The following is a 22009-nucleotide window of genomic DNA, read 5'->3' as shown; positions in this document are numbered from 1 at the left end:
GGCCCCTCATGCCTGCCTTGCTGTCGGTTGATGACGGCTTGCACCGTCATCAACCTGCCACGCCTCTAAACCTTGATTATCTGTTTAGAAGCTGTAGTTGTACTGCAGACCAAGGAATTGCAGATTGGTCTTGTAGCTACCCGTAGTGGTTTCACCATTACCGGTGCAGGTAGTTGATGTCGGCGAGCAACCATCGGTGTAATTGATATTGGCATTCTTGAAGAACACATAAGAATAGGCAAAATCAATCGACGACTGTTTGCTGAGTTTGTAATTGGCACCAAAAGACAACCAGTAACGGTCGCTATCCGGCAAGGCAGGATGGGTCTCGTCGGCATTCTTGACCGGCGACTGATCCCAAGCCACACCGGTACGCAGCAACAGGTTATCGCTGTAATGGTAATTGGCGCCCAGCGACAACTTGAATGTATCGCGCCAGCCTTGCTTGATCACCAGATCGCCCTCACCCGGCTGACTGAACTTGATATCAATCTGATCCATGCGCGAATGACGCGTCCAGGTCAGGTCGGTCATCAGGTCGACTTTGTCATTCAGCTTGTGAAAGCCATTGACCGAAATGGACTCCGGGGTATCCACGGTTACGGTGCCATCAGAATTTACGTGATGGAAGTTGTTTTGGATGATGGACACAAATGAACCGGCCCCTCTCAAATCCCAATACGCCTGTCCATCAAGCTTCTGACGGATATTAGAACGGTACGCAACGCCAAAGCGTGTAGCGTCATCCAGTTGGTACATATAACCCAGATTAAAACCGAAGCCCCAACCGTCAGCACTTAATGAAGCTTGACCATCGCTACCACCAACAACTGACAAGTCAACAGCCTTGCTCAGATAAGCTTTCATGTATTGCGCTGAAACACCAAAACCAAAGGCGTGGTGATCATCCAGCTTGTAAGATACCGAGGGATTGAAATTCAACGTTTCCAGCTTGATGCTTTCCAGCGAATAGCGGCCCGCCCAAGTTTGACCGTAATTCAGCTCAGCACCAAACGGTACGAATACGCCCAGACCAGCCGTCCATTTATCATTGATCTGATGGGTGGCATAAAACGATGGGGCAACCACATAATCCGGCGCATAACCGCTGGTACTTCCACCACCGGTTGATGCACTTTCATTGGTCTTGGAACCTTTGTCGGTATAGCTGGAATCAGGCACAACCAGGGTGAGGCCACCCGAGAAATTGTCGCCGGTCAGACGCGACATGCCAGCCGGGTTATAAAAAATGGTCGATGCATCAGCAGCTTCTGCGCCGTTGGCAAATGCCGTGCCTTGAGCGGAAACGCTTTGCGAGCCGAAGTGGTAACCGGAAGCCAGTGCTGTGGAAGAGAACGCCCCGACGGCAACTCCCATGAGCATCACGGATTGGCTGAGGTGCTTGAGTTTCATGTTATCCCTCTCTGCGAATATATCTGTATGTAGTCCTAGTCGCTTTTTATGTCCGTATTGCTACGGATCATTTTGGATACTACCAGAGAATTAGAGCATGTCCACTAAAATAAGAGCGTTTGTTCCAAACGATCGTTTCACATAACAAACAAGCAACAAAAAGCACCAAAATCAAGAAACTTCGGCCAAATTACGCGATTTACCATCCATATCCACAGCCACAAATGTTGCAATCACCTCAGTCACGAACACCAGTTCGCCATCCAGCCTTTCCGCCTCCACTGCAATCTTCAGCGTGACCGACTTCTGCCCCACGCGCAGCCTTTCTACGTATAGATTGACCACATCCCCCAATAAAATGGGGTGGGTAAACTGGAAAGCATTCACCGCCACCGTGGCCACCGGGCCTCGCGCCAGACGCTCGGCATCCAGGCTGCCCGCCAGATCGATCTGCCCCATCAGCCAGCCGGCCTGCACCTTACCGTAGGCATTGGTAGCCGTCGGCAGGGCACGCACCCGCAAAGTGGGAAAACGCTGTGCATTGCTATCCATGTGGCGCTCCTGGTGATCGCTCAGCAAAGAAGCCGCCAGGCAGCTTCTTTACTGAACGGCCGGATGCTTCCATCCGGCACTTCATTCAGTGTAGAGAATTGCTTCAGAAAATGTGACGCTGCAGTAGCGTATCGTCATGGCGTTCCAGTGCCATGTCGAAATCATCCACCATGATGACATCACGTTTCAGCTTACGCGCACGCGCTACCGCATCGAATTCGGCTTGCGTCACCAGACCGGCACGCAAGGCCTCTTCCAGACGCTCTTTGGCAGTAATGGCCTGGAACTTGCCATCGCGCGCCAGCTTGCGCAGCTTCTGCTCAACCGGCTCAGTAGCCAGAATCGCCGTCAGCGCATGCTGCAGAACACCCACCGCATCCTCTTCGGAAGGCGGCACATACATGCCACGCGTGAGTCGCTCACGCATACCGCCCGGTTCCATCATGGCGCGGGCCACCTTGGTGCCAATGCGGTCGGATGCAGGCTTCAGGGTCAGACCCCACGGGAAGATGATCTTGCGTAGTACCACGGCCAGACCACGGCTCGGCAGGTTGGCAAGAAAGCCATCCATGGCCGCCTGCAAGTCGAACAGCGCGTTTTCAACTGCCCAGCGCAGTACGGCCAGATCTTCCTTCTGCGCGCCTTCGCGCTCAAAACGCTTGAGGCAGGCGGTAGCGATATACAGATTGGACAGCATGTCACCCAGACGGGCCGACAACTTCTCGCGGAATTTCAGCGAGCCACCCAGACTGAACATGGCCATGTCAGACAGCAGGGCAAACGCGCTGGAGAAGCGGGTGATCTGCTTGTAATAGCGTGCGGTTTCGCCACCACGAGGCGCACCAGCAAAGCGTGCCCCGGTCAGGCCCAGCCACAATGAACGGAAAATATTGCTAATGACGAAGTTGATGTGACCGGTAATGGCACGATCAAACCCGGCGCCATCATTGGCCATCGCAGCCTTCATTTCACGCAGCACAAAGGGATGGCAGCGAATGGCACCCTGACCATAAATAATCATGGAACGCGTCAGGATATTGGCACCTTCCACGGTAATACCGATGGGAATGGACTGATAGGCGCGAGCCAGATAATTGCGCGGGCCAAGCACCACCGCCTTGCCACCATGGATGTCCATTGCGTCGTTGATGGTTTTACGCATGCGCTCGGTGTTGTGATACTTCAGCACCGCGGACAGCACGGATGGCTTTTCACCCATGTCCAGACCGGTCAGCGCCAGATCTTGCGAGGCCTCCATCTGGTAGGTGTAGCCAGCGATGCGGGCCATCGCCTCGTCCACACCTTCAAACTTGCCGATGGGCAGGCCGAACTGGTCGCGGATGCGGGCATAGGCACCGGTAGTGAAAGTGGTAACCTTGCCGCATGCCACCGACATGGCCGGCAGGGAAATGCAGCGACCAACCGACAAGCACTCCACCAGCATGCGCCAGCCCTGACCGGCAAACTCGCGACCGCCGATGATCCACTCCAGCGGAATGAACACATCCTTGCCCCAGGTGGGGCCGTTCATGAATGCGGCACCGCCAGGGAAGTGACGACGGCCGATGCATACGCCCTCATGCTCGGTGGGCACCAGTGCGCAGGTGATGCCGATTTCTTCTTTGTCACCCAGCAGGTGGTCCGGGTCGTACATTTTGAATGCCAGCCCCAGGATGGTGGCCACCGGCGCCAGGGTGATCCAGCGCTTTTCCCAGCTGACGCGCAGGCCCAGCACGTTTTCATGGCGCTCGCCGCTACGCGGATCGGTATAGCTACCCCGGCACACAATGCCGTAATCCGGAATGCTGCCGGCATCGGAACCCGCATACGGGCTGGTCAGGGCAAAGCATGGCACTTCAACACCCTTGGCCAGGCGCGGCAAGTAGTAGTCTTTTTGTGCTTCAGTGCCGTAGTGCTGCAGCAACTCGCCCGGGCCGAGCGAGTTAGGCACCATCACCGATACTGCTGCCGTACCACCACGGGTGGCGATCTTGGTCACCACCTTGGCGTGGGCATAATTGGAAAACTCCAGACCGCCATATTTCTTTTTGACGATCATGCCCAGGAAGCCATTATCCTTGATGAACTGCCACACTTCGGGCGGCAGATCCTTCAATTCATGGGTGATCTTCCAGTCATCAATCATCGAGCACAGTTGCTCGGTGGGGCCATCCAGGAAAGCCTGTTCTTCTGCATTCAGCTTGGCATCAGGAAAGGACAGCAGGCGCTGATAATCCGGCTTGCCGGAAAACAGATCCCGATCCCACCATACCGTGCCGGCATTGATCGCCTCTTGCTCGGTCTGCGACATCGCCGGAGTGATTTTTTTGAAAATGCCAAAAACCGGACCGGTAAACACGGCACGGCGCAAAGGCACGATATTCAATACCGCCGCCACGATGGCGGCAACACTCCAGACAACAACGGAAACCGGGCAGCCAAACGCAAACTGCAGCACAGCGAGCCAGCCCGCCAGCACTACAGTCCACGCCAGCACCGGCGCGCGATAATACGCCAACGCACCAATCAGTGCGATGAGAAGAACAGCAGCTAACATTGTGATTTACCCTCGTGTTGACCCTGCTTAACCTTCGACAGGCGAGACCAACCCGGCAACCACAAACGGCACAAGATACTTCACAATCATGTCAGGATCCCTCGCGGAAACAATCTGGCTGCGGGTGAATATCTTCAGCACATCGTTTCCGGCAAAGGCGTTGAACATGACACTGAATGCAAAGTGCATCCGCCAGGCCAACTCCTCAACACCAAGCTCGGGCAGCGCATGATGAAAAGCGCGCGAGTAGCGTTGCACGAACACACTGTATTGCTGTGAGATGGTTTCGCGCAGCAGGCGGTGGTTTTCCACCAGCGTACGCGACAGAAGTCTGACAAACAGGGCCCCGCCCCTCGCAGGATCCTTGGACAGCGCCAGACACGGACGGATGAACGTCGTGACCAGGCTTTCCACTGACAGCTTCTCTTCTCTTGTCTCCAGCTCATCCAGCTCCGCGAGGCAGGACGCAATCAAGGGCGCCAGCCTGCGCATGAACACGGCTTCAAACAGTGCATCCTTTGAGCCGAAGTGATAATTCACTGCGGCCAGGTTGACTTCGGCCTGCTGAGTAATCATGCGAAGCGAGGTAGCCTCGAAACCGTGCTCCACGAACAAGCGCTCGGAAACGTCAAGAATTCTTGTTGCCGTATCCGGGCGGCTGGCTTCCATGTTCTCTTGTGCCTTTTTTGTACTTGCAGGGTATTTGGTCTTGTCCATCTCAGCTTTCGAACAAGCGTTTCAAACTTACGTTTTAATTTGATCAGTGTCAAGAAAATCATCTGCCATTCCATGACGGATTTCCTTGCTACCATCGCGAAAACGGCAGTCTAAGTCTAGACTGCCGTTCGTTTGAATGAAACGCAGGTATTAATGTTTAGTCAAGCCCACGTGCCAGATCGGCCTGCAGATCGGCAACGTTCTCCAGCCCGACCGCAACGCGGATCAACCCTTCCTCGATACCGGCTTTCAGCCTGACCTCCGGCGCGACGCGCGCATGGGTGGTCGATGCCGGGTGGGTAATTGTACTCTTTACATCGCCCAGGTTGGCAGTGCGCGAGATCAGTTGCACGCCATCCACCAGCTTCCAGGCGCCGGCACGTCCTCCTTTTACCACGAAAGACACCACGGCCCCGCCACCCTGCTGCTGACGGGCAGCCAGCTCATGCTGGGGATGACTGGCCAGCCCGGGATAATACACACGCTCCACCGCCGGGTGCGCTTCCAGCCACTGCGCCAACTGTAGCGCGTTGGCACTATGCTTTTCCATGCGCAGCGACAGCGTTTCCAGACCGGACAGCAATACCCAGGCATTGAACGGTGCCAGGGTCGGGCCTGCGGTACGCACATGCAGATAGACCTGCTCGACCAGCGCATGACTACCCACCACCGCCCCACCCATCACCCGGCCATGACCATCCAGATACTTGGTGGCCGAATGCATGACCAGATCAGCCCCCAGCTTGAGCGGCTGCTGCAGCGCCGGGGAACAGAAACTGTTATCCACCACCAGCAAGGCATCATGGCGGTGAGCAATGGCGGCCACCGCTGCAATATCGGCAATTTCGGTCAGCGGATTAGAGGGTGTTTCCAGAAAAAACAGCTTGCTGTTCGGCTTGACCGCAGCCTCCCAGGCCGCCAGATCGGTCGCATTGACAAAGGTGGTTTCCACGCCGAACTTCGCCAGCAAACCGGCAAACAGATTGGTAGTGGAACCAAACAGGCTTTGCGAGGAAACGATATGATCGCCCGCCTTCAGCAGGCTCATCATGATGGCCTGGATGGCTGCCATGCCGGTGGCGGTGGCAATGGCGCGCTCGCCACCCTCCATCAGCGCCAGACGCTGCTGAAAGGCAGTCACCGTGGGATTGGTGAAGCGGGAATAGGTATAGCCTTCGATTTCGCCCATGAACATGGCGGCAGCCTGCTCGGCCGATTCATAGCAAAAGCTGGAGGTAAGGTGCAGCGCCTGGCTGTGCTCGCGATAGTCGCTGCTTTCACGACCGCCACGGATCGCCAGCGTCTCGGCGTGATATTGCTCCGGGGTATTTTCAACTGACATGATGATTCTCGGGTCTTGTTGTCGGCTGCGGGTCACCATGACCAGCCACCGCCTTGTGCTGCCTATATTGCCTGATCACCCGGCATTATTTAAATGAAATTGCGGCATATGGATGTCAGCTGCCAGCGCTATGTACGGCAGCCACAAAGAAAAAACCGGCCGCAGCCGGTTTTTTACTAAGCCTGATTTACATCAGGTTTTGTTCTGCCACATTCAGGTTCAAATCGATCATCTGGGTGCTGACCGGATTTTCATCCTTTTTGCCGCCATCGCCACGCGCACACTCGATGGCATCCAGATAGGCTGCAGTAATGTCGCCGGTGATGTACTGGCCGTCAAAGCAGGAAGTTTCAAACTCATGCAGCGCGGGATTAACCGAGTGCACTGCTTCTTGCAGGGCTGCCAGATCCTGGTAGATCACGGCATCGGCACCGATTTCTTCGGCGATTTCCTGTTCGGTACGCCCGGTAGCCAGCAGTTCGGCACGGGTGGGCATGTCGATACCATAGACATTGGGGAAACGCACAGCCGGGGCTGCCGAGGCGAAGTACACCTTGCGCGCACCGGCATCGCGTGCCATCTGCACGATTTCCTTGGAGGTGGTGCCACGCACGATGGAGTCATCCACCAGCAGCACATTACGGTCCTTGAATTCGCAAGCGACCGGGTTGAGCTTTTGACGTACCGACTTCTTGCGCACTGCCTGGCCCGGCATGATGAAGGTGCGGCCAATGTAGCGATTCTTGATGAAGCCTTCGCGGTACGGCAGACCCAGGCTATTGGCAAGTGCCAGCGCACTGGGGCGGCTGGTATCCGGAATCGGCATCACCACATCGATATCCAGCTGCGGCAGCACGCGGCGGATCTTCTCGCCCAGCTTCTCGCCCATCACGATCCGCGCCTGATAAACCGAAGCGCCGTCGATCACCGAATCCGGGCGGGCAAAGTAAACATATTCGAACAGGCAGGGCGCATGGCGCACTTCCTTGGCGCACGGGCGGGCGTGGAAATCGCCATCGAAGCTGACGAATACCCCTTCACCCGGCTCGACATCACGCAAGATGCTGAAGCCGGAACAATCCAGCGCCACGGATTCAGATGCAAACATGTATTCGGCCTTGCCCGTAACATGTGTGCTACCAATCACCAGCGGGCGGATGCCGTTAGGATCGCGGAAAGCCACCAGGCCATAACCGGCGATCAGCGCCACGACGGCGTAGGCGCCACGTACACGACGGTGTACGGCCTCGATGGCACCAAAGATGGCCTCCACGCTCAGCTCGAAACCTTCCACGCGCGCCGCCAGCTCGTGGGCAAACACGTTGAGCAGGACTTCGGAGTCGGAGTTGGTGTTGATATGGCGCAGGTCGTGACGGAACATGTCCGCCTTCAACTCTTCGGTATTGGTCAGGTTGCCGTTATGCGCCAGCACGATGCCAAACGGCGAGTTGACATAGAAAGGCTGGGCTTCCGCCAGACTGGAAGCAGAGCCTGCCGTGGGGTAACGCACATGAGCGATACCGGCATTGCCCATCAGCGAACGCATATTGCGGGTGCGGAACACGTCGCGCACCATGCCGCTGCCCTTGTGCATGTGAAAGGTCTTGCCACTGGAAGTGACAATACCCGCCGCATCCTGTCCACGGTGCTGCAGCACTTGCAGTCCGTCATACAACAACTGGTTGACGGGAGACTGCCCTACCACGCCTAGGATTCCACACATTGCTCTACTCTCTCTTCCCAACTACCTGGATTTTCAGACAAAACATACAGCCAAAGAAAAAGGCGGAAATCTTGAAGTGAAGATATCAAGATATTCCGCCTGTTTCATCACACTATCCCGTGTAATGCAGGTTGTCTGCCAGCATTGCCGGCAGCCAGGGCCTTAATGACAAGGCCAATGATTCAAATGGAGCGGCCAATACCGCATTCCTCCACATAGGCTGGCGCGGCAGATCACTCAGACCGCCCACCAGCACCAGCACCGTGACCAGCACCAGCCCGCGAGCCAGACCGAACACGGCACCCATCAATCGATTCAGACCACCCAGGCCGGTCGAGTCCAGCAAACTGGTCAGGGTGATGCGCAATAAAGCCGTGGCCAACCACGACAGGAAAAACAGCAGCACAAACGAGGCCACCAGACGCAAGCCCTGGCTGGGCAGCTCGTTCGGCATGAAAGTTGCCAGCAAGGGCGACAACTCCTTGGCGCACCAGAAAGCCAGCAGCCAGGAACCCAGCGACAGCACTTCGGCCACCAGGCCGCGTACCAGCGCCACCAGCACCGAACCCAGCACGATGGCTATCACAATGTAGTCGAAGACGGTCATCGGCGCTTACTTGTTGACGATGATGCCGGATACGCCGGCCTGCGACAGCTTGTGCAATGCGGCCTCCGCTTCAGCACGCGAGGCAAACGGCCCCACTCGCACCCGGGTCACTTCACCTTTGCTGGTCTGCACCTTGCTAAAGTGAGCAGATACGCCCAAACCGGACAATTTGCTCTTGAGCGCGTCGGCCTTGGCCGGGTCAGACAAGGCTGCCAGCTGGATCACCGCCTTGCCACCGGCGACATTATCCACTTTTTCCGCCCTGGACTCACTTTTCTTTGTGGCCGCACTGCTGGGTGCCGGTTCTTCGTCGAAGTGCCCAGCCAGAATTGCGGCCGGATCAGCCTGCTTGCGCTTGGGCTGCTCCGGCTTGCTCAGTGGTTTGCTGTCAGCCTTGGGCGGTTTTTCCGCATGCGCCACCAGCGGCTTGGCTTCCGCCGGTTTGCTGGCAGACTTTTTCTTCACCGGCTCATGTACAGTCGGCTGGCTGGCTGTTTCAGCCGGCTTGGGCTTGCTGGCTTGTACTGCGGCCACGGCGCCGACAGCAGCGACTGCCGCCACTGCCGGTGCGGCATGACTGGCGGCAGCGGCAGGCCTGTCGGGCTCGACCGAAGCCAGATCTGCCGGCAACTGGGTACCGGCTGGCTTAGCCGCCGGAGCAGAAGCTGCCGCCAGATGGGCGGCCGAGGCCTGCACCTTGCTGGCCAGCGGTGCCGAGCTGGCGCCCACTATGGTTTCTGCCGGCGGCAGGGCTGCCTCAGCCGGTGTGCCGGAGGCCTCGCTGGCGATCTCCACCGACTCGGGGCGCATTTGCTGCTCGGGCAGGTGGCCAACGACATTCCACAGTACACCGGTGGAAACCGTGACCAGCACAACCGCCCCCACCAGGCGACGCCTGGCGCGCTTGCGCAACAGAATCAGTTCATCGTGAGCAGACAGAGCCATGCAATCCTCAAATTCGTTGCTGACGGGCTTCCATCACCTCGGCCACGGTGTGGAAAGAGCCGAAAACGGTAATTCTATCATTCTCACCCGCTGCCGATAAGGCAGCTTGCCAGGCCGAGGCCACATCGACAAAAGCCTGCACCTTGCCAATACCCAGTGCTTGCAGGCGTGCGGCAATATCCGCCCCACTCTGCCCGCGCGGCATATCCAGCCCGGCAACGAACCAGCCGTCAAATTCGCCACGCGCCAGTTCTGCCACAGCCGACAGATCCTTGTCGGCCAGCATGGAAAACACTGCATAGCGGTTTTCGACAAACGGCAGCTGGCGCAGGCTGGCCACCATGGCCTTGACCGCATGCGGATTGTGGCCGACATCCAGCACCACCAGCGGACGGCCTGGCAATACCTGGAAACGCCCCGGCCAGTCCACCTCGACCAAACCTTGCTTGAGCGCACCGATTCCTACCGGCAGGCGCGCATGCAGGCAGTCGAGCACCGCCAGCGCCGCCGCGGCATTACCCAGCTGATAGCCGCCGCGCAGGGCCGGCATCGGCAAGGCATGTCGCCGTGAAGTACCCATCTGGAAAGACCACTGGTTCTCCATGCGCTGGTAACTGTAATCCCGCCCGACCAACTTGAGATCGGCACCGATGGCAGCAGCATGCTCCAGCAAGCGCTGCGGCGGCTGTGGATCCGCACAGATGGCCGGCTTGCCTGGGCGATAGATACCGGCTTTTTCATAGCCGATGTCTTCGCGGTTGTCTCCCAGAATGGCCGCGTGATCAATATCCACACTGACCACCACCGACACATCCGGTTCAAAGATATTGACCGCATCCAGCCGCCCGCCCAGACCGACCTCCATGATGGCCACATCGACCTTTTCTTCGATGAAGCTGTGCATGGCGCCCAGCGTGCCGAATTCGAAATAGGTCAGCGAGGTATCACCACGGGCGGCATCGATGGCAGCGAAGCTTTGCATGATGCGCTCGTCACTCACCGGCTGCAGATCGATCGCCACGCGCTCGTTGTAGCGGTGGATGTGCGGTGAGGTGTAACAGCCCACCTTGAAACCGGCGCGCTGGTACATGGTGGAGAGCATGGCACAGACCGAACCCTTGCCATTGGTGCCTGCCACCATGATGACGGGAAAGGCCGGCTTGAGTTGCATGGCATCCCACACCTGGCGTACCCGCTCCAGCCCCATGTCGATGGCGCTGGCATGCAGGCCCTCGAGCCAGCCCAGCCATTCGTTCAGAGTTGTTTTTTGCGTCATGGATGCTCTACGACAGCAGACGGGTCAGTCTCCGCGCCTGCATGAAACCACAGCAGATAAACCCGTAACTGCCGCAATGCTTGAGCTTCAGCACTATCCGGCAACAACAGGTAGCTGTAACGACGGCCTGCGGCCATCACTTTGACAATAATGAGAAACGGCGAGATGAAACAGTCGTCTCCGGGTAATACTTCAAGCGAGCGACCGGCATAGTGCCAGTGCATACGCCCCAGTCCATCCACCGCGATAGCTTGCAAGGGACTGCTTCGCCACCAGCCATTGGCGCGCAAGGCCAGCCAGCCAAGTACCCACTGCAAGGGCAGCAGCCACCACAAATTCTCGACATACCCCAACACCAGCACCGCAGACAGCAACAACAGGCCGGACAACAAGCCCAGCCAGTAGCGCGACGGGCGAATGCTCAGGGCAAAGGGTGGCAGCAACTGGCGCGCGCGCATGGCCGGCGCGCTTACAGCTCGCTGGTCGGGGTATTGCTGATGTCGGCGTCGACGGTATCCAGCACGGTGGAGTGGATCTCCACGTCAAACCACTCCCAGAAGGCCTTCAGCGACATATCCTTGGGCCACAGGTCTTCGTCGTCATACCACGAAGCCACTTCAATCTTGAACAGCTGCTCGTACTGCTCGTCAATATGGGCTACCGCCTCTTCCGGCTCGTTGAATTCCGGCAGCAGGATCACCGTGCAGTCGCTGCGCAGGCTGTCCAGAGTCAAATCCACCATATCGTTGCCGGGCACGGCATTCAGCCAGTCCAGAAACGCTTGCTTGGGCTTGATCACAGCCACCGAGCGGTCAACAAAATACATGGCAATCCTTTCCATTCCGAGTTGGCGCGCATTGTAACCCAAGTCGGCAAGGGCCAGCACGCCGCATGCTACAATTGCGGCCATTGTCACCCGATTACAAGATGCCTCAATGTCATTGATTTCTGTTGAAAAGGCCTGCCTGGCTTTTGGCCACCACGCCCTGCTGGATAATGTGGATTTTGCACTGGAGCCTGGCGAAGTGGTCGGCCTGATCGGCCGCAACGGCGCGGGCAAGTCGTCGCTGCTCAAGGGCATTGCCGGTGCCATTACCCTGGACGACGGGCGCATCAACATCAAGGGCGATGTGCGCGTGGCCTACGTGGCGCAAGAACCGGAATTCAATCCGGAACAAACCGTATTCGAAGCGGTTGCCGAAGGATTGGGCGATCTCAAGGCGCTACTGGGCGAATATCATCACATCACCCAGCAACTGACTCTGGCCGATGCCGACCATACCGCCGCGCTGGCACGCCTGGAAACCCTGCAGCATGAGCTGGAAGCCCGCGACGGCTGGCAGTTCGACGCCCTTATTGCCACCACCCTGTCCCACCTGAACCTGAACCCGGACACGCTGATCAGCGAGTTGTCCGGCGGCTGGAAAAAACGGGTGGCGCTGGCCCGCGCACTGGCAGCCAAACCGGAAGTGCTGCTGCTGGACGAACCAACCAACCACCTGGACGTTTCCGCCATCGAATGGCTGGAAGGCCTGATCAAGAACTTTGCCGGCAGCGTATTGCTGATCACCCACGACCGGCGCTTTCTGGATAACGTAGCCACCCGCATCATCGAACTGGACCGTGGCATTCTGCGCAGCTACCCGGGCAGCTTCACTGCTTATCAAGTACGCAAGACCGAAGAAATTGCCATCGAAGAAGAACAGAACCGCATCTTCGACAAATTCCACGCCCAGGAAGAGGTGTGGATCCGCAAGGGCATCGAGGCGCGCCGCACCCGTAATGAAGGCCGGGTACGCCGGCTGGAGGCCATCCGCCGTGAGCGTAGCTCCCGCCGCGAGCGCGTAGGCCAGGTCAATTTCCAGCTGGACCCGGGCGAACGCTCCGGCAAGCTGGTGGCCGAACTGGAAGGCGTGAGCAAGGGCTTTGAAGGGCGCACGCTGATCAAAAATTTCACCACCCGCATCCTGCGTGGCGACAAAATCGGCCTGATCGGCCCCAATGGTGCCGGCAAAACCACCTTGCTCAAGCTGATCCTCGGCCAGCTGGAGGCTGACAGCGGCAGCATCAAGCAAGGCAGCAAGCTGGATATCGCCTACTTCGACCAGTTCCGCGAGCAGCTGGATGAAGACACCAGCGTGGCCGACATCATCAGCCAGGGTAACGACTTCGTCGAGATCGGCGGCGTCAAGAAGCATGTGATGAGCTATCTGGAAGACTTCCTGTTCTCGCCACAGCGTGCGCGCAGCCCGGTCCGCTCGCTGTCTGGTGGCGAACGCAACCGCCTGCTGCTGGCCCGGCTGTTTACCCGTCCGGCCAATGTACTGGTGCTGGATGAACCGACCAACGATCTGGATATCGATACGTTGGAACTCCTGGAAGATGTGATCGCCCAATACTCCGGCACCGTTTTCCTGGTCAGCCACGACCGTGCCTTCCTCGACAATGTGGTCACCCAGGTGATTGCCTTTGAAGGCGCAGGCCAGCTGGAAGAATACCCGGGCGGCTATCAGGACTGGATCGACACCCGTGCCCGCATGGCCGCGATGAAACCGGCGGAAAGCAGCAAGCCGGCCGCAGCCCCCAGCGCCACACAGGCGCGTCAGGACAAAGCCAAACCTGCTCGCAGCAAGCTTTCCTACAATGAAGGTCGTGAGCTGGCGGCCTTGCCGGACGAAATCGCCGCACTGGAAACCGAGCAGGCCAGCCTGAACCAGCAATTGCTGGACCCGAATTGCTATCGCGACCACCCCAAGGACGCCATTGCCTGGCAACAGCGCATCGAGGCCATCGATGAACTGCTGCTGGACAAGCTGGCGCGCTGGGAAGAACTGGAGGCAAAACAGAAATGAGTATCCACCGGCCCACCTCGCCCGAACGTCGCCGTTTTCTTGGCGGTGCCCTGCTCGGTTCGCTGGCCCTGTGGCTGAGCGCCTGCGGAACACCTCCCCGCAAAACCAGTCAGGTGCGCCCCCATCCTTCACAGGACAAAACGCTGTCCGCGCTCAAGGCAGACGGGGCGGGCCGGGAGATTCTCATGTACACGCTGGGCTTGCTGGATCTGGACTACAAGTTTGGTGGTGCCAACCCGGAAGCCGGGCTGGATTGCAGCGGCATGGTCAGCTACATCTACCAGAACGCCGTTGGCGTAAAGCTGCCGCACAATGCGGCCCAGATCGCCAGCCTGGCCCGCCCCATCAGCAATAGCCAGATGCAGGTGGGCGACCTGGTGTTTTTCAACACCATGAATCGCTCTTTCTCGCACATGGGAATTTATATCGGCGACAGCAAGTTCGTCCATGCGCCGCGCACCAATAGCGCCATCCGCGTCGACCGGCTGGACAACAGCTACTTCGCCGCCCGCTTTGAGGGCGCACGCACGCTGTTTGCCTGAATTATGAGCACATCCTGGGCCAGCCGGCTGCAAGACAGCTGGCAGCAGCGCCCCATCCTGCACCGCGATGGCGTATCCCTGCAGGAGGCCTGGCTGCTACGCAAGCTGCAGCAAACCCTGAATGGTGACAGCCTGCAAATTGACGGCCTGTCACTACTCAGCCGCGACAGCACCCTGCATCTGACTGCACATCAACCCCTGGCTGCCCGGCTGACCCTGCATTTCGATTTTTTGCCCATAGACTGGAACAGCCGGCAGATCTGCTTGCGTTATCACGTACAGGGCGAGGCCATCGCGCCTTCCACCACTCGCCGCTTGCTGGGCGGGCTGCTACTGGGCGTGCTGGAAGGCGCGTTTGGCCACAAGGCATTGCAGCAACTGGCCAAGCCGCTGGACTGGCTGACGCTGGAGCAGGATATCGCCATGATAGACCTCACCCGCTTGCCCGCGCTGCAACAATGGCTGGATTACCCGCTGCTGGGCAAACCGCTGGCTGCGCGCCTGACCATCAAGGCCATCGAAACCAGCCCCGGCTTGCTGCGTATCCGCCTTGGCCGTTCACCAGCACCTGCAGACTGAAAAACGAAGCGCATGCTGATTCATCTGGCGCAATAAAAAAACCCCGCCGCAGCGGGGTTTTTCGCGTCAGGGTGAAATCAATCAGCCCTTGACTACCTTGGCGATGGCTTCAGCCACGTAAGGCAGGTTCTTGCTGTTCAGCGCGGCCAGGCAGATACGGCCGGTGGAAACGGCATAGATGCCGAATTCGCTGCGCAGCACTTCCACCTGAGCGGCGGTCAGGCCGGTGTAGGAGAACATGCCGCGCTGCTGCGCCACGAAGGAGAAGTCCTGCTCCACGCCCTGCGCCTTGATGGCATCAACCAGACCGGTACGCATGGCGCGGATGCGGTCACGCATGCCGGCCAGCTCGTCTTCCCACTGCTGGCGCAGCTCAGGGCTGGACAGCACGGCAGCCACCATGGCGGCACCATGGATAGGCGGGTTGGAGTAGTTGGTGCGGATCACGCGCTTCAGTTGCGACAGCACGCGGCCGGTTTCTTCCTTGCTGGCGGTCACGATGGACAGGGCGCCAACACGCTCGCCGTACAGCGAGAAGCTCTTGGAGAAAGAGCTGGACACGAAGAACTGCAGGCCAGAAGCAGAGAACAGGCGCACGGCCACGGCGTCGGCATCGATACCATCGGCAAAACCCTGGTAAGCCATGTCCAGGAAGGGAACCAGGCCCTGGGCGCGGCACACTTCTACGACTTCAGCCCACTGGGCGTCGGACAGATCGGCACCGGTCGGGTTGTGGCAGCAAGCGTGCAGCACGATCACGGAACCAGCAGCCAGGCTTTGCAGGAAGGATTTCATGCCGGCAAAGTCGACACCACGGGTGGCGGCGTCGTAGTACGGATAATTTTCTACTTCGAAGCCGGCGGATTCGAACAGCGCGCGGTGGTTTTCCCACGACGGGTTGCTGATGTAAACCTTGGATTCCGGGTTCAGACGCTTGAGGAAATCGGCACCGATTTTCAGTGCACCAGTACCACCCAGTGCCTGGGCGGTTACCACACGGCCAGCAGAGATCAGCTCGCTGTCAGCACCGAACAGCAGGTTTTGCACGGCACTGTCGTAAGCGGCCGGGCCTTCGATCGGCTGATAACCACGCGGCAGCATGGCATCAACACGGGCCTTTTCCGCAGCCTTGACGGCAGCCAGCAGCGGAATCTTGCCATTGTCGTCGCTGTAGACACCCACACCCAGGTTCACCTTGAAGGGACGGGTATCGGCGTTGAAAGCTTCGTTCAGGCCAAGAATCGGGTCGCGCGGGGCCAGTTCTACCGCGGCGAAGATCGAAGAGGTCATGCAGGGGCTCCATTTGCTTTGCAGAACAGCCGCAACCGGGGCGCTGACACAGGCAGCGGGCCGCGGCTGATTGATGAAAATCTTTGTCCGGCACAAAGTTTACCACCATCTGGCCGCTTGCTGCCGACCCAGGCCGACAAAACAACAAGCTGCCACCGGCTTACTCACTGGCAGGACAAATGGCATATCCTGCAAGAGCAGGCAGGCATCCGTGCCAAGGGCTGAACCATGCGGCAGCTTGCCCAGTCTTACCCCAAGCACAAACGCATATACCGGAGAGCGCTCATGAAAAAAGGCATTTTGCTGTTCTGGCCGTCCTTTATCATCGCCGTACTGGCCACCAGCGTATTTTTCTCGATTTTCGACCCTGCCGAACTCACGCTGCATGGCAATGCCCTGTTTGCCGACAAATTATCGGCCTACTCGGTATTTTTCCTGATCAGCTGGGCTTTTGGCGCACTGAACACCGCCATCGTACTGGTACTGGAAAAGTCCTCGCGCGATATCAACGGCTTTACCCCCCCGCCGGTCCAGCCCATGGATGAGGCGGAAGACCCGCTACGCAACTAAGCGGCCAAGCGGTCAACAAGCAAAAGGGCGACCCTGGTCGCCCTTGTTCATTGTCACACCGCGAAACCTCATGCTGTCTGCGCTGCGGATGTCTGACACACCACGAAATATTTGCGCACCGCCTGCACCACCTCGAATACGCCGACAAAGCCGGCCGGGATCACGGCGGCCTCGCCAGCCTGCACTTCGACAACCTTGCCAGCCTCGTCATGCAGGCGCACCAGCCCCTCGATCACGCAGAAAAACTCGTGCTTGTCTGCGGCAAAGTGAATGCGCCAGGCACCGGGCTCACAAGCCCAGATGCCGCAACTGAGCGCCTCATCGGCGGTTTCGTAATGGGTCCAGGTATGGCGTTGCGGATTGCCCGCCAGCAGACGATCCGCACGCGGCTGGTCAGCCACCGGCATAACGCTTTGGGAAAAATGGGTAATGGCAGCCATAACAGTTCATTTCCTGCAGATGAAAGCCGCCATTATCGCCGCAGCCAAGCATCGGGGCCAGACTTGCCCAGCCGCTGCGCCATGGTGCGCAACATCAGCTTGCTCAGCAACCAGTGCACTGGCATCACCAAGGCCAGATACAGCCAGCCAGCCCAATGATGCGGCCTTACCCAGGTTTCCACCTGCAGGCGACTGCCGCCAGCCTCGGGACTGACCGACAGCAGAATGCGAAAATCCAGATGGCGGTCATCCTCGCCCAGCACCGCCAGTTGCGGTCCAAGATGCATGATGCGAAACATGCCGATATGACCGCCCGGCTGCAAGGACAGCGTTCCGGCTTGCTGCATGGGGCCGGTCTTGAGACCAAAGCGGGCCGCCAAGCGGTTACGCCATGCCATCAGCGTGGCCGCCCAAGCGGGAGCGGCACTAGAAAACGCCGTCAGCAGCTGCTCTGCGCCGACCTCTGCATTCTGGCAGTGCTGCTGATGCTGGTCGCGAAACGGGTAATCCGCAGCCTGAGGCAGGGTATCCGGCATGGAGGGTGCTCCAGGATGAAAACCTGATTATCCTGCTGCCTCGGTCAGTAGCTCTATTCCTGAAACTACCTAGTGCCCAGTGCCAATGAAAAACCGGCCGCACGGGCCGGCTTGTCATTGACTGCACGGTGATCAGGCGAACACCAGCTGCCCGTTGCGCGCCTCCACCAGAATGGTGGCCTTGGGCGGATACTTGCCGGCCAGAATGCTCTTGGCCAGCGGGTTTTCCAGCTCGTTCTGGATGGCACGCTTGAGCGGACGTGCGCCATATACCGGATCGAAGCCTGCCTCGGACAACAAGGACAAGGCCTCTTCGCTGATTTGCAAATTCAGCTCCAGCTTGGCCAGCCGGCCTTCCAGACCCTTGAGCTGTATACGGGCAATCGCCTTGATGTTCTTCTCGTCCAGCCCGTGGAACACCACCACCTCGTCGATACGGTTGATGAATTCGGGGCGGAAGTGTGACTTGACCTCGGCCATCACTGCCAGCTTGATCACCTGATAATCATCCGTCGCCATGGCCTGAATCTGCTGGCTGCCCATATTCGAGGTCATCACCACCACGGTGTTCTTGAAGTCCACGGTGCGGCCTTGGCCATCGGTCAGCCGGCCATCATCCAGCACCTGCAGCAGGATGTTGAACACATCCGGATGCGCCTTTTCCACCTCGTCCAGCAGAATCACGCTATACGGTTTGCGGCGCACCTGCTCGGTCAGATAACCGCCTTCTTCATAGCCGACATAGCCGGGAGGCGCACCAATCAGCCGTGCCACCGAGTGCTTCTCCATGTATTCGGACATGTCGATGCGGATCAGGTGATCCTCGCTGTCGAACATGAAACCAGCCAGCGTCTTGCACAGCTCGGTCTTGCCCACACCAGTCGGCCCCAGGAACAGGAAGGAGCCATAAGGCTTGTTGGGGTCGGCCAGGCCGGAACGCGAACGACGGATGGCATCGGCCACTGCGCGTACTGCTTCATCCTGCCCTACCACACGCTGGTGCAGTACTTCTTCCATGCGCAGCAGTTTTTCGCGCTCGCCGGTCAGCATTTTCGATACCGGAATGCCGGTGGCCCGGCTGATGACTTCGGCAATTTCCTCGGCCCCCACCTGGGTACGCAACAAGCGGTTGGGCTTGTTGTCCGTGCCAGCATCGGCGGCTTCCGCTTCACGTAGCTGTGCTTCCAGCTGCGGCAGCTTGCCGTATTGCAGTTCGGCCAGCTTTTGCCAGTCACCCTTGCGCTTGAGGTCTTCCATGTCCACCTTGAGGCGGTCGATTTCCTCCTTGATGGTCTGGCTGCCCTGCGCAGCGGCTTTTTCTGCCTTCCAGATTTCTTCCATGTCAGCGTATTCCCGCTGCAGGCGCTGGATTTCGTCTTCAATCAACTGCAGACGCTTCTGGCTGGCTTCGTCGGTTTCCTTGTTGACCGCCTCGCGCTCGATCTTCAGCTGGATCAGCCGGCGATCCAGCTTGTCCATGGCTTCCGGCTTGGAGTCCAGCTCCATCTTGATACGGCTGGCTGCCTCGTCGATCAGGTCGATGGCCTTGTCCGGCAGGAAACGGTCGGTAATGTAGCGGTTGGACAGCTCAGCCGCCGCCACGATGGCCGGGTCGGTAATGTCCACACCATGGTGGATCTCGTACTTTTCCTGCAGGCCACGCAGAATGGCGATGGTGTCTTCCACAGTCGGTTCATTCACCAGCACCTTCTGGAAGCGGCGCTCCAGCGCAGCGTCTTTCTCGATGTACTTGCGATATTCGTCCAGCGTGGTGGCACCGATGCAGTGCAGCTCGCCACGTGCCAGTGCCGGCTTGAGCATGTTACCGGCATCCATGGCGCCATCGGCCTTGCCCGCACCCACCAGGGTGTGGATTTCGTCGATGAAGATCAGCGTCTGGCCGTCGTCCTTGGACAAGTCATTCAGCACGGCTTTCAGGCGTTCTTCGAATTCGCCACGGAATTTGGCACCGGCAATCAGCGCGGCCAGGTCCAGCACCAGCAGGCGCTTGTTTTTCAGGCTGTCCGGCACTTCGCCGTTGACGATGCGCTGCGCCAGGCCTTCGACAATGGCAGTCTTGCCCACGCCCGGTTCGCCAATCAGCACCGGGTTGTTCTTGGTACGGCGCAGCAGCACCTGAATGGCACGGCGTATTTCATCGTCACGGCCAATCACCGGGTCCAGCTTGCCGTTACGGGCGCGCTCGGTCAGGTCGGTGGTGTACTTTTTTAGTGCCTCGCGCTGGCTTTCCGCGTCCTGACTGCCCACGGTCTGGCCGCCACGCACCGCCTGGATGGCTGCCTGGATAGCATTGTGGTTGCCGCCATGCTCTTTCAGCAGGCGGCCGGTTTCACCCTTGTCCTGCGACAGGGCGGACAGGAAGGACTCGCTGGAAATGTATTCATCGCCCTGCTTGCTGGCGATCTTGTCGGTGACATTGAGCAAATTACCCAGATCACGCGACACGGTGATTTCACCATTGCCACCCTGCACTCTGGGCAGACGCTGGATGGCCGCCTTCAGCGCCAGCTTGAGGGCCGGTGCATTGACACCTGCCCGTGCCAACAGTCCACCAATGCCGCTGTCGTTGTCATCCATCATGGCCAGCAGCAAATGCTGCGGCTCGATATAGGCATGGTCTTGCGCCAGCGCCAGGCTCTGCGCCTCACCCAGGGCCTGCTGGAATTTCGTGGTCAGCTTTTCAAATCGCATAGAGAAGCTCCTTCAAGAATATGACTCTGATTTCTTTTGCATTTTCAATAATGACCCGCCGTGCTGTCCTATCAGAATGCGCGACGGTGTTAACCAAGATATGTGGGCGGATTTGAGCACTACAAGATAAATATCTGAACAATCCGCACCGAACCTACACGTTTATTGCTGTAGGCCAATACCGGCTGGCAGGTCGGAACTGCAAGTAATGCAACCCGCCTTTGGAACAGAATATTCCTGATGGCTATCACCTAGTCTTATGGAAATTTCCTGGCATTTATTTTCATTTTTCCAGCCATGCCAAGTGAACTTTCCATATCACTTCATCACGCCAAACATGCGATGAAATCCAGACAAGGAGCCAGGTATGCACAAACTCATCATGATGTTTGCTGGGCTGTTAGGCAGTGTCGGAGTCTATGCCGACAGCAGTTTTTCCCTACTGCTCAGCGGTGCGTCCATCCACAGTGGCTGTCAGCAGGGCAAGGGGGAGAAAGCGAAAAGTTGTGAGTTCAATAACAACAACCCAGGGCTTGGACTGGAGTGGGCTTTTGCCGGGAATGAGGACAATGGCCGCTGGTTCACACGGGCAGCAACTTACCGCGACTCATTCGAGCAGCAGGCCTGGTATGTGTCGGTAGGCTATCGCAAAGAATGGCAAATCATAGGCCCAGTCTATCTGGGGGCCGGGGTACAAGCCGGTTATCTGGATGGTTCAGGCATCAAGGGGGTCGCGGCGCTGCCCATGATCAGTGTTGGTAGCAAGGACGTGGCACTGGAAATCGGTTATGCACCCAAAACCAACACCGTCGGCCAGCATAAGCGAGTGAATGTCACCACGTTCAGCCTGCGCTGGAGCTTCTGAATCGCTCATACCAATAAACAAGGGGACGCTCTTAGCATCCCCTTGTTTATGTCACTGCCACCGGCTCAGGTACGGAAGGCGCGCACTTCTTCCTTCAGCGAGTCGGCCAGTCCCGCCATGTGGCGGGCGGTTTCGGCCGAGCGCTCGGCCGCCTCATTGCTGCTTTCTGCCTGGCTGGCCACCGAATTCACCCGCTCGGCCATTTGCTGCACGATATCGCGCTGCTGCGACAGTTCGCGGTTGATGCGCTGTACCACTTCCATGGCGCGGCGCGAGTCTTCCACAATCGAGGCAATGGCCACGCGGGCACCGGAGGTAATGGCAGCGCCTTCCGAGGCCTGTACGACTGACTGGCGCATCGACTTGACTGCATCATCAGTGGCGGACTGGATCTTGCCGATCATGCCGCTGATTTCCTGGGTGGACACGCTGGTACGTTCGGCCAGCTTGCGTACTTCATCGGCCACCACGGCAAAGCCACGGCCCATTTC

General features: G+C 58.4%; 21 protein-coding genes. 5 read left to right on the top strand and 16 right to left on the bottom strand.

The features are described 5' to 3' along the window. Window positions 1-84: 84 nt before the first annotated feature. The 11 genes from EAY64_RS19300 to EAY64_RS19250 all read right to left on the bottom strand — a co-directional run bounded on the left by EAY64_RS19300 (window position 85) and on the right by EAY64_RS19250 (window position 11958). Complete coding sequence (locus tag EAY64_RS19300) at window positions 85-1413, bottom strand: OmpP1/FadL family transporter (protein ID WP_103526331.1); 1329 nt, start codon at window positions 1411-1413, stop codon at window positions 85-87. A 171-nt stretch (window positions 1414-1584) separates the two neighbouring features. Further along, window positions 1585-1965, bottom strand: a complete 381-nt coding sequence (locus EAY64_RS19295) for an acyl-CoA thioesterase (protein ID WP_103526330.1) — start codon at window positions 1963-1965, stop codon at window positions 1585-1587. A 103-nt stretch (window positions 1966-2068) separates the two neighbouring features. Next, the gene (locus EAY64_RS19290; protein ID WP_103526329.1) at window positions 2069-4522 is read right to left on the bottom strand and encodes an acyl-CoA dehydrogenase; all 2454 of its coding nucleotides are present in this window, start codon (window positions 4520-4522) and stop codon (window positions 2069-2071) included. A 27-nt stretch (window positions 4523-4549) separates the two neighbouring features. Next, window positions 4550-5191 carry a TetR/AcrR family transcriptional regulator gene (locus EAY64_RS19285; RefSeq protein WP_103526341.1) on the bottom strand — a complete coding sequence of 214 codons (642 nt, stop codon included), beginning with the start codon at window positions 5189-5191 and terminating at the stop codon, window positions 4550-4552. Window positions 5192-5396: 205 nt separating this feature from the next. After that, entirely contained in the window at window positions 5397-6581 is a 1185-nt protein-coding gene (locus EAY64_RS19280; RefSeq protein ID WP_103526340.1) for an O-succinylhomoserine sulfhydrylase, read from the bottom strand. A 187-nt stretch (window positions 6582-6768) separates the two neighbouring features. After that, on the bottom strand, window positions 6769-8304 hold the full coding sequence (purF, locus tag EAY64_RS19275) for an amidophosphoribosyltransferase (protein ID WP_103526328.1): 1536 nt from the start codon (window positions 8302-8304) through the stop codon (window positions 6769-6771). A 112-nt stretch (window positions 8305-8416) separates the two neighbouring features. Beyond that, entirely contained in the window at window positions 8417-8911 is a 495-nt protein-coding gene (locus EAY64_RS19270) for a CvpA family protein (RefSeq protein WP_059286098.1), read from the bottom strand. Window positions 8912-8917: 6 nt separating this feature from the next. Beyond that, window positions 8918-9856: an SPOR domain-containing protein gene (locus tag EAY64_RS19265; protein ID WP_103526327.1), complete on the bottom strand. Its 939-nt coding sequence runs from the start codon at window positions 9854-9856 to the stop codon at window positions 8918-8920. Window positions 9857-9863: 7 nt separating this feature from the next. Beyond that, window positions 9864-11132 (bottom strand): bifunctional tetrahydrofolate synthase/dihydrofolate synthase, encoded by a 1269-nt coding sequence (gene folC / locus EAY64_RS19260; RefSeq protein ID WP_103526326.1) that lies wholly within the window; start codon window positions 11130-11132, stop codon window positions 9864-9866. Then, window positions 11129-11590 (bottom strand): hypothetical protein, encoded by a 462-nt coding sequence (locus EAY64_RS19255; protein ID WP_103526325.1) that lies wholly within the window; start codon window positions 11588-11590, stop codon window positions 11129-11131. Before EAY64_RS19255 ends, folC begins: the two co-directional genes overlap by 4 nt. A gap of 11 nt (window positions 11591-11601) precedes the next feature. Beyond that, window positions 11602-11958, bottom strand: a complete 357-nt coding sequence (locus EAY64_RS19250; protein WP_103526324.1) for a hypothetical protein — start codon at window positions 11956-11958, stop codon at window positions 11602-11604. A 109-nt stretch (window positions 11959-12067) separates the two neighbouring features. On the opposite strand from EAY64_RS19250, the gene EAY64_RS19245 reads away from it, so the two are divergent. Genes EAY64_RS19245 through EAY64_RS19235 form a run of 3 tightly spaced genes read left to right on the top strand, consistent with a single transcriptional unit; the run spans window position 12068 to window position 15105 of the window. After that, window positions 12068-13984, top strand: a complete 1917-nt coding sequence (locus tag EAY64_RS19245; RefSeq protein WP_103526323.1) for an ATP-binding cassette domain-containing protein — start codon at window positions 12068-12070, stop codon at window positions 13982-13984. Then, entirely contained in the window at window positions 13981-14526 is a 546-nt protein-coding gene (locus EAY64_RS19240; RefSeq protein ID WP_103526322.1) for a C40 family peptidase, read from the top strand. Before EAY64_RS19245 ends, EAY64_RS19240 begins: the two co-directional genes overlap by 4 nt. A 3-nt stretch (window positions 14527-14529) precedes the next feature. After that, window positions 14530-15105: a hypothetical protein gene (locus tag EAY64_RS19235; RefSeq protein WP_103526321.1), complete on the top strand. Its 576-nt coding sequence runs from the start codon at window positions 14530-14532 to the stop codon at window positions 15103-15105. Between the two features lie 81 nt (window positions 15106-15186). Here the strand turns inward: EAY64_RS19235 and EAY64_RS19230 are convergent, their stop codons facing one another. Continuing rightward, window positions 15187-16383 (bottom strand): amino acid aminotransferase, encoded by a 1197-nt coding sequence (locus tag EAY64_RS19230; protein WP_439647220.1) that lies wholly within the window; start codon window positions 16381-16383, stop codon window positions 15187-15189. Window positions 16384-16680: 297 nt separating this feature from the next. On the opposite strand from EAY64_RS19230, the gene EAY64_RS19225 reads away from it, so the two are divergent. Further along, window positions 16681-16965, top strand: coding sequence for a hypothetical protein (locus EAY64_RS19225; RefSeq protein WP_059285187.1), 285 nt, complete (start codon window positions 16681-16683; stop codon window positions 16963-16965). A 68-nt stretch (window positions 16966-17033) separates the two neighbouring features. Here EAY64_RS19225 and EAY64_RS19220 read toward each other — a convergent pair whose 3' ends face one another. From EAY64_RS19220 to clpB, 3 genes are all read right to left on the bottom strand, one after another. Continuing rightward, on the bottom strand, window positions 17034-17405 hold the full coding sequence (locus tag EAY64_RS19220; RefSeq protein WP_103526319.1) for a cupin domain-containing protein: 372 nt from the start codon (window positions 17403-17405) through the stop codon (window positions 17034-17036). 32 nt (window positions 17406-17437) lie between these two features. After that, window positions 17438-17941 (bottom strand): DUF2867 domain-containing protein, encoded by a 504-nt coding sequence (locus EAY64_RS19215; protein ID WP_103526318.1) that lies wholly within the window; start codon window positions 17939-17941, stop codon window positions 17438-17440. Between the two features lie 132 nt (window positions 17942-18073). Further along, window positions 18074-20653 (bottom strand): ATP-dependent chaperone ClpB, encoded by a 2580-nt coding sequence (clpB, locus tag EAY64_RS19210; RefSeq protein ID WP_103526317.1) that lies wholly within the window; start codon window positions 20651-20653, stop codon window positions 18074-18076. A 367-nt stretch (window positions 20654-21020) separates the two neighbouring features. On the opposite strand from clpB, the gene EAY64_RS19205 reads away from it, so the two are divergent. Continuing rightward, window positions 21021-21518, top strand: a complete 498-nt coding sequence (locus tag EAY64_RS19205) for a hypothetical protein (protein WP_103526316.1) — start codon at window positions 21021-21023, stop codon at window positions 21516-21518. Between the two features lie 65 nt (window positions 21519-21583). Here EAY64_RS19205 and EAY64_RS19200 read toward each other — a convergent pair. After that, window positions 21584-22009 (bottom strand): methyl-accepting chemotaxis protein (locus EAY64_RS19200; protein ID WP_305000386.1); only part of this gene is annotated, 426 nt, incomplete at its 5' end.

It is taken from the genome of Aquitalea palustris (assembly GCF_003693445.1).
Lineage (GTDB): Bacteria > Pseudomonadota > Gammaproteobacteria > Burkholderiales > Chromobacteriaceae > Aquitalea > Aquitalea palustris.
This window is presented reverse-complemented; position numbering and strand designations above follow the sequence as displayed.

Coding starts and splice junctions, on each gene's coding strand:
- EAY64_RS19300 (WP_103526331.1), bottom strand. CDS start 1,413: ATGAAACTCAAGCACCTCAGCCAATCCGTGATGCTCATGGGAGTTGCC.
- EAY64_RS19295 (WP_103526330.1), bottom strand. CDS start 1,965: ATGGATAGCAATGCACAGCGTTTTCCCACTTTGCGGGTGCGTGCCCTG.
- EAY64_RS19290 (WP_103526329.1), bottom strand. CDS start 4,522: ATGTTAGCTGCTGTTCTTCTCATCGCACTGATTGGTGCGTTGGCGTAT.
- EAY64_RS19285 (WP_103526341.1), bottom strand. CDS start 5,191: ATGGAAGCCAGCCGCCCGGATACGGCAACAAGAATTCTTGACGTTTCC.
- EAY64_RS19280 (WP_103526340.1), bottom strand. CDS start 6,581: ATGTCAGTTGAAAATACCCCGGAGCAATATCACGCCGAGACGCTGGCG.
- purF (WP_103526328.1), bottom strand. CDS start 8,304: ATGTGTGGAATCCTAGGCGTGGTAGGGCAGTCTCCCGTCAACCAGTTG.
- EAY64_RS19270 (WP_059286098.1), bottom strand. CDS start 8,911: ATGACCGTCTTCGACTACATTGTGATAGCCATCGTGCTGGGTTCGGTG.
- EAY64_RS19265 (WP_103526327.1), bottom strand. CDS start 9,856: ATGGCTCTGTCTGCTCACGATGAACTGATTCTGTTGCGCAAGCGCGCC.
- folC (WP_103526326.1), bottom strand. CDS start 11,132: ATGACGCAAAAAACAACTCTGAACGAATGGCTGGGCTGGCTCGAGGGC.
- EAY64_RS19255 (WP_103526325.1), bottom strand. CDS start 11,590: ATGCGCGCGCGCCAGTTGCTGCCACCCTTTGCCCTGAGCATTCGCCCG.
- EAY64_RS19250 (WP_103526324.1), bottom strand. CDS start 11,958: ATGTATTTTGTTGACCGCTCGGTGGCTGTGATCAAGCCCAAGCAAGCG.
- EAY64_RS19245 (WP_103526323.1), top strand. CDS start 12,068: ATGTCATTGATTTCTGTTGAAAAGGCCTGCCTGGCTTTTGGCCACCAC.
- EAY64_RS19240 (WP_103526322.1), top strand. CDS start 13,981: ATGAGTATCCACCGGCCCACCTCGCCCGAACGTCGCCGTTTTCTTGGC.
- EAY64_RS19235 (WP_103526321.1), top strand. CDS start 14,530: ATGAGCACATCCTGGGCCAGCCGGCTGCAAGACAGCTGGCAGCAGCGC.
- EAY64_RS19225 (WP_059285187.1), top strand. CDS start 16,681: ATGAAAAAAGGCATTTTGCTGTTCTGGCCGTCCTTTATCATCGCCGTA.
- EAY64_RS19220 (WP_103526319.1), bottom strand. CDS start 17,405: ATGGCTGCCATTACCCATTTTTCCCAAAGCGTTATGCCGGTGGCTGAC.
- EAY64_RS19215 (WP_103526318.1), bottom strand. CDS start 17,941: ATGCCGGATACCCTGCCTCAGGCTGCGGATTACCCGTTTCGCGACCAG.
- clpB (WP_103526317.1), bottom strand. CDS start 20,653: ATGCGATTTGAAAAGCTGACCACGAAATTCCAGCAGGCCCTGGGTGAG.
- EAY64_RS19205 (WP_103526316.1), top strand. CDS start 21,021: ATGCACAAACTCATCATGATGTTTGCTGGGCTGTTAGGCAGTGTCGGA.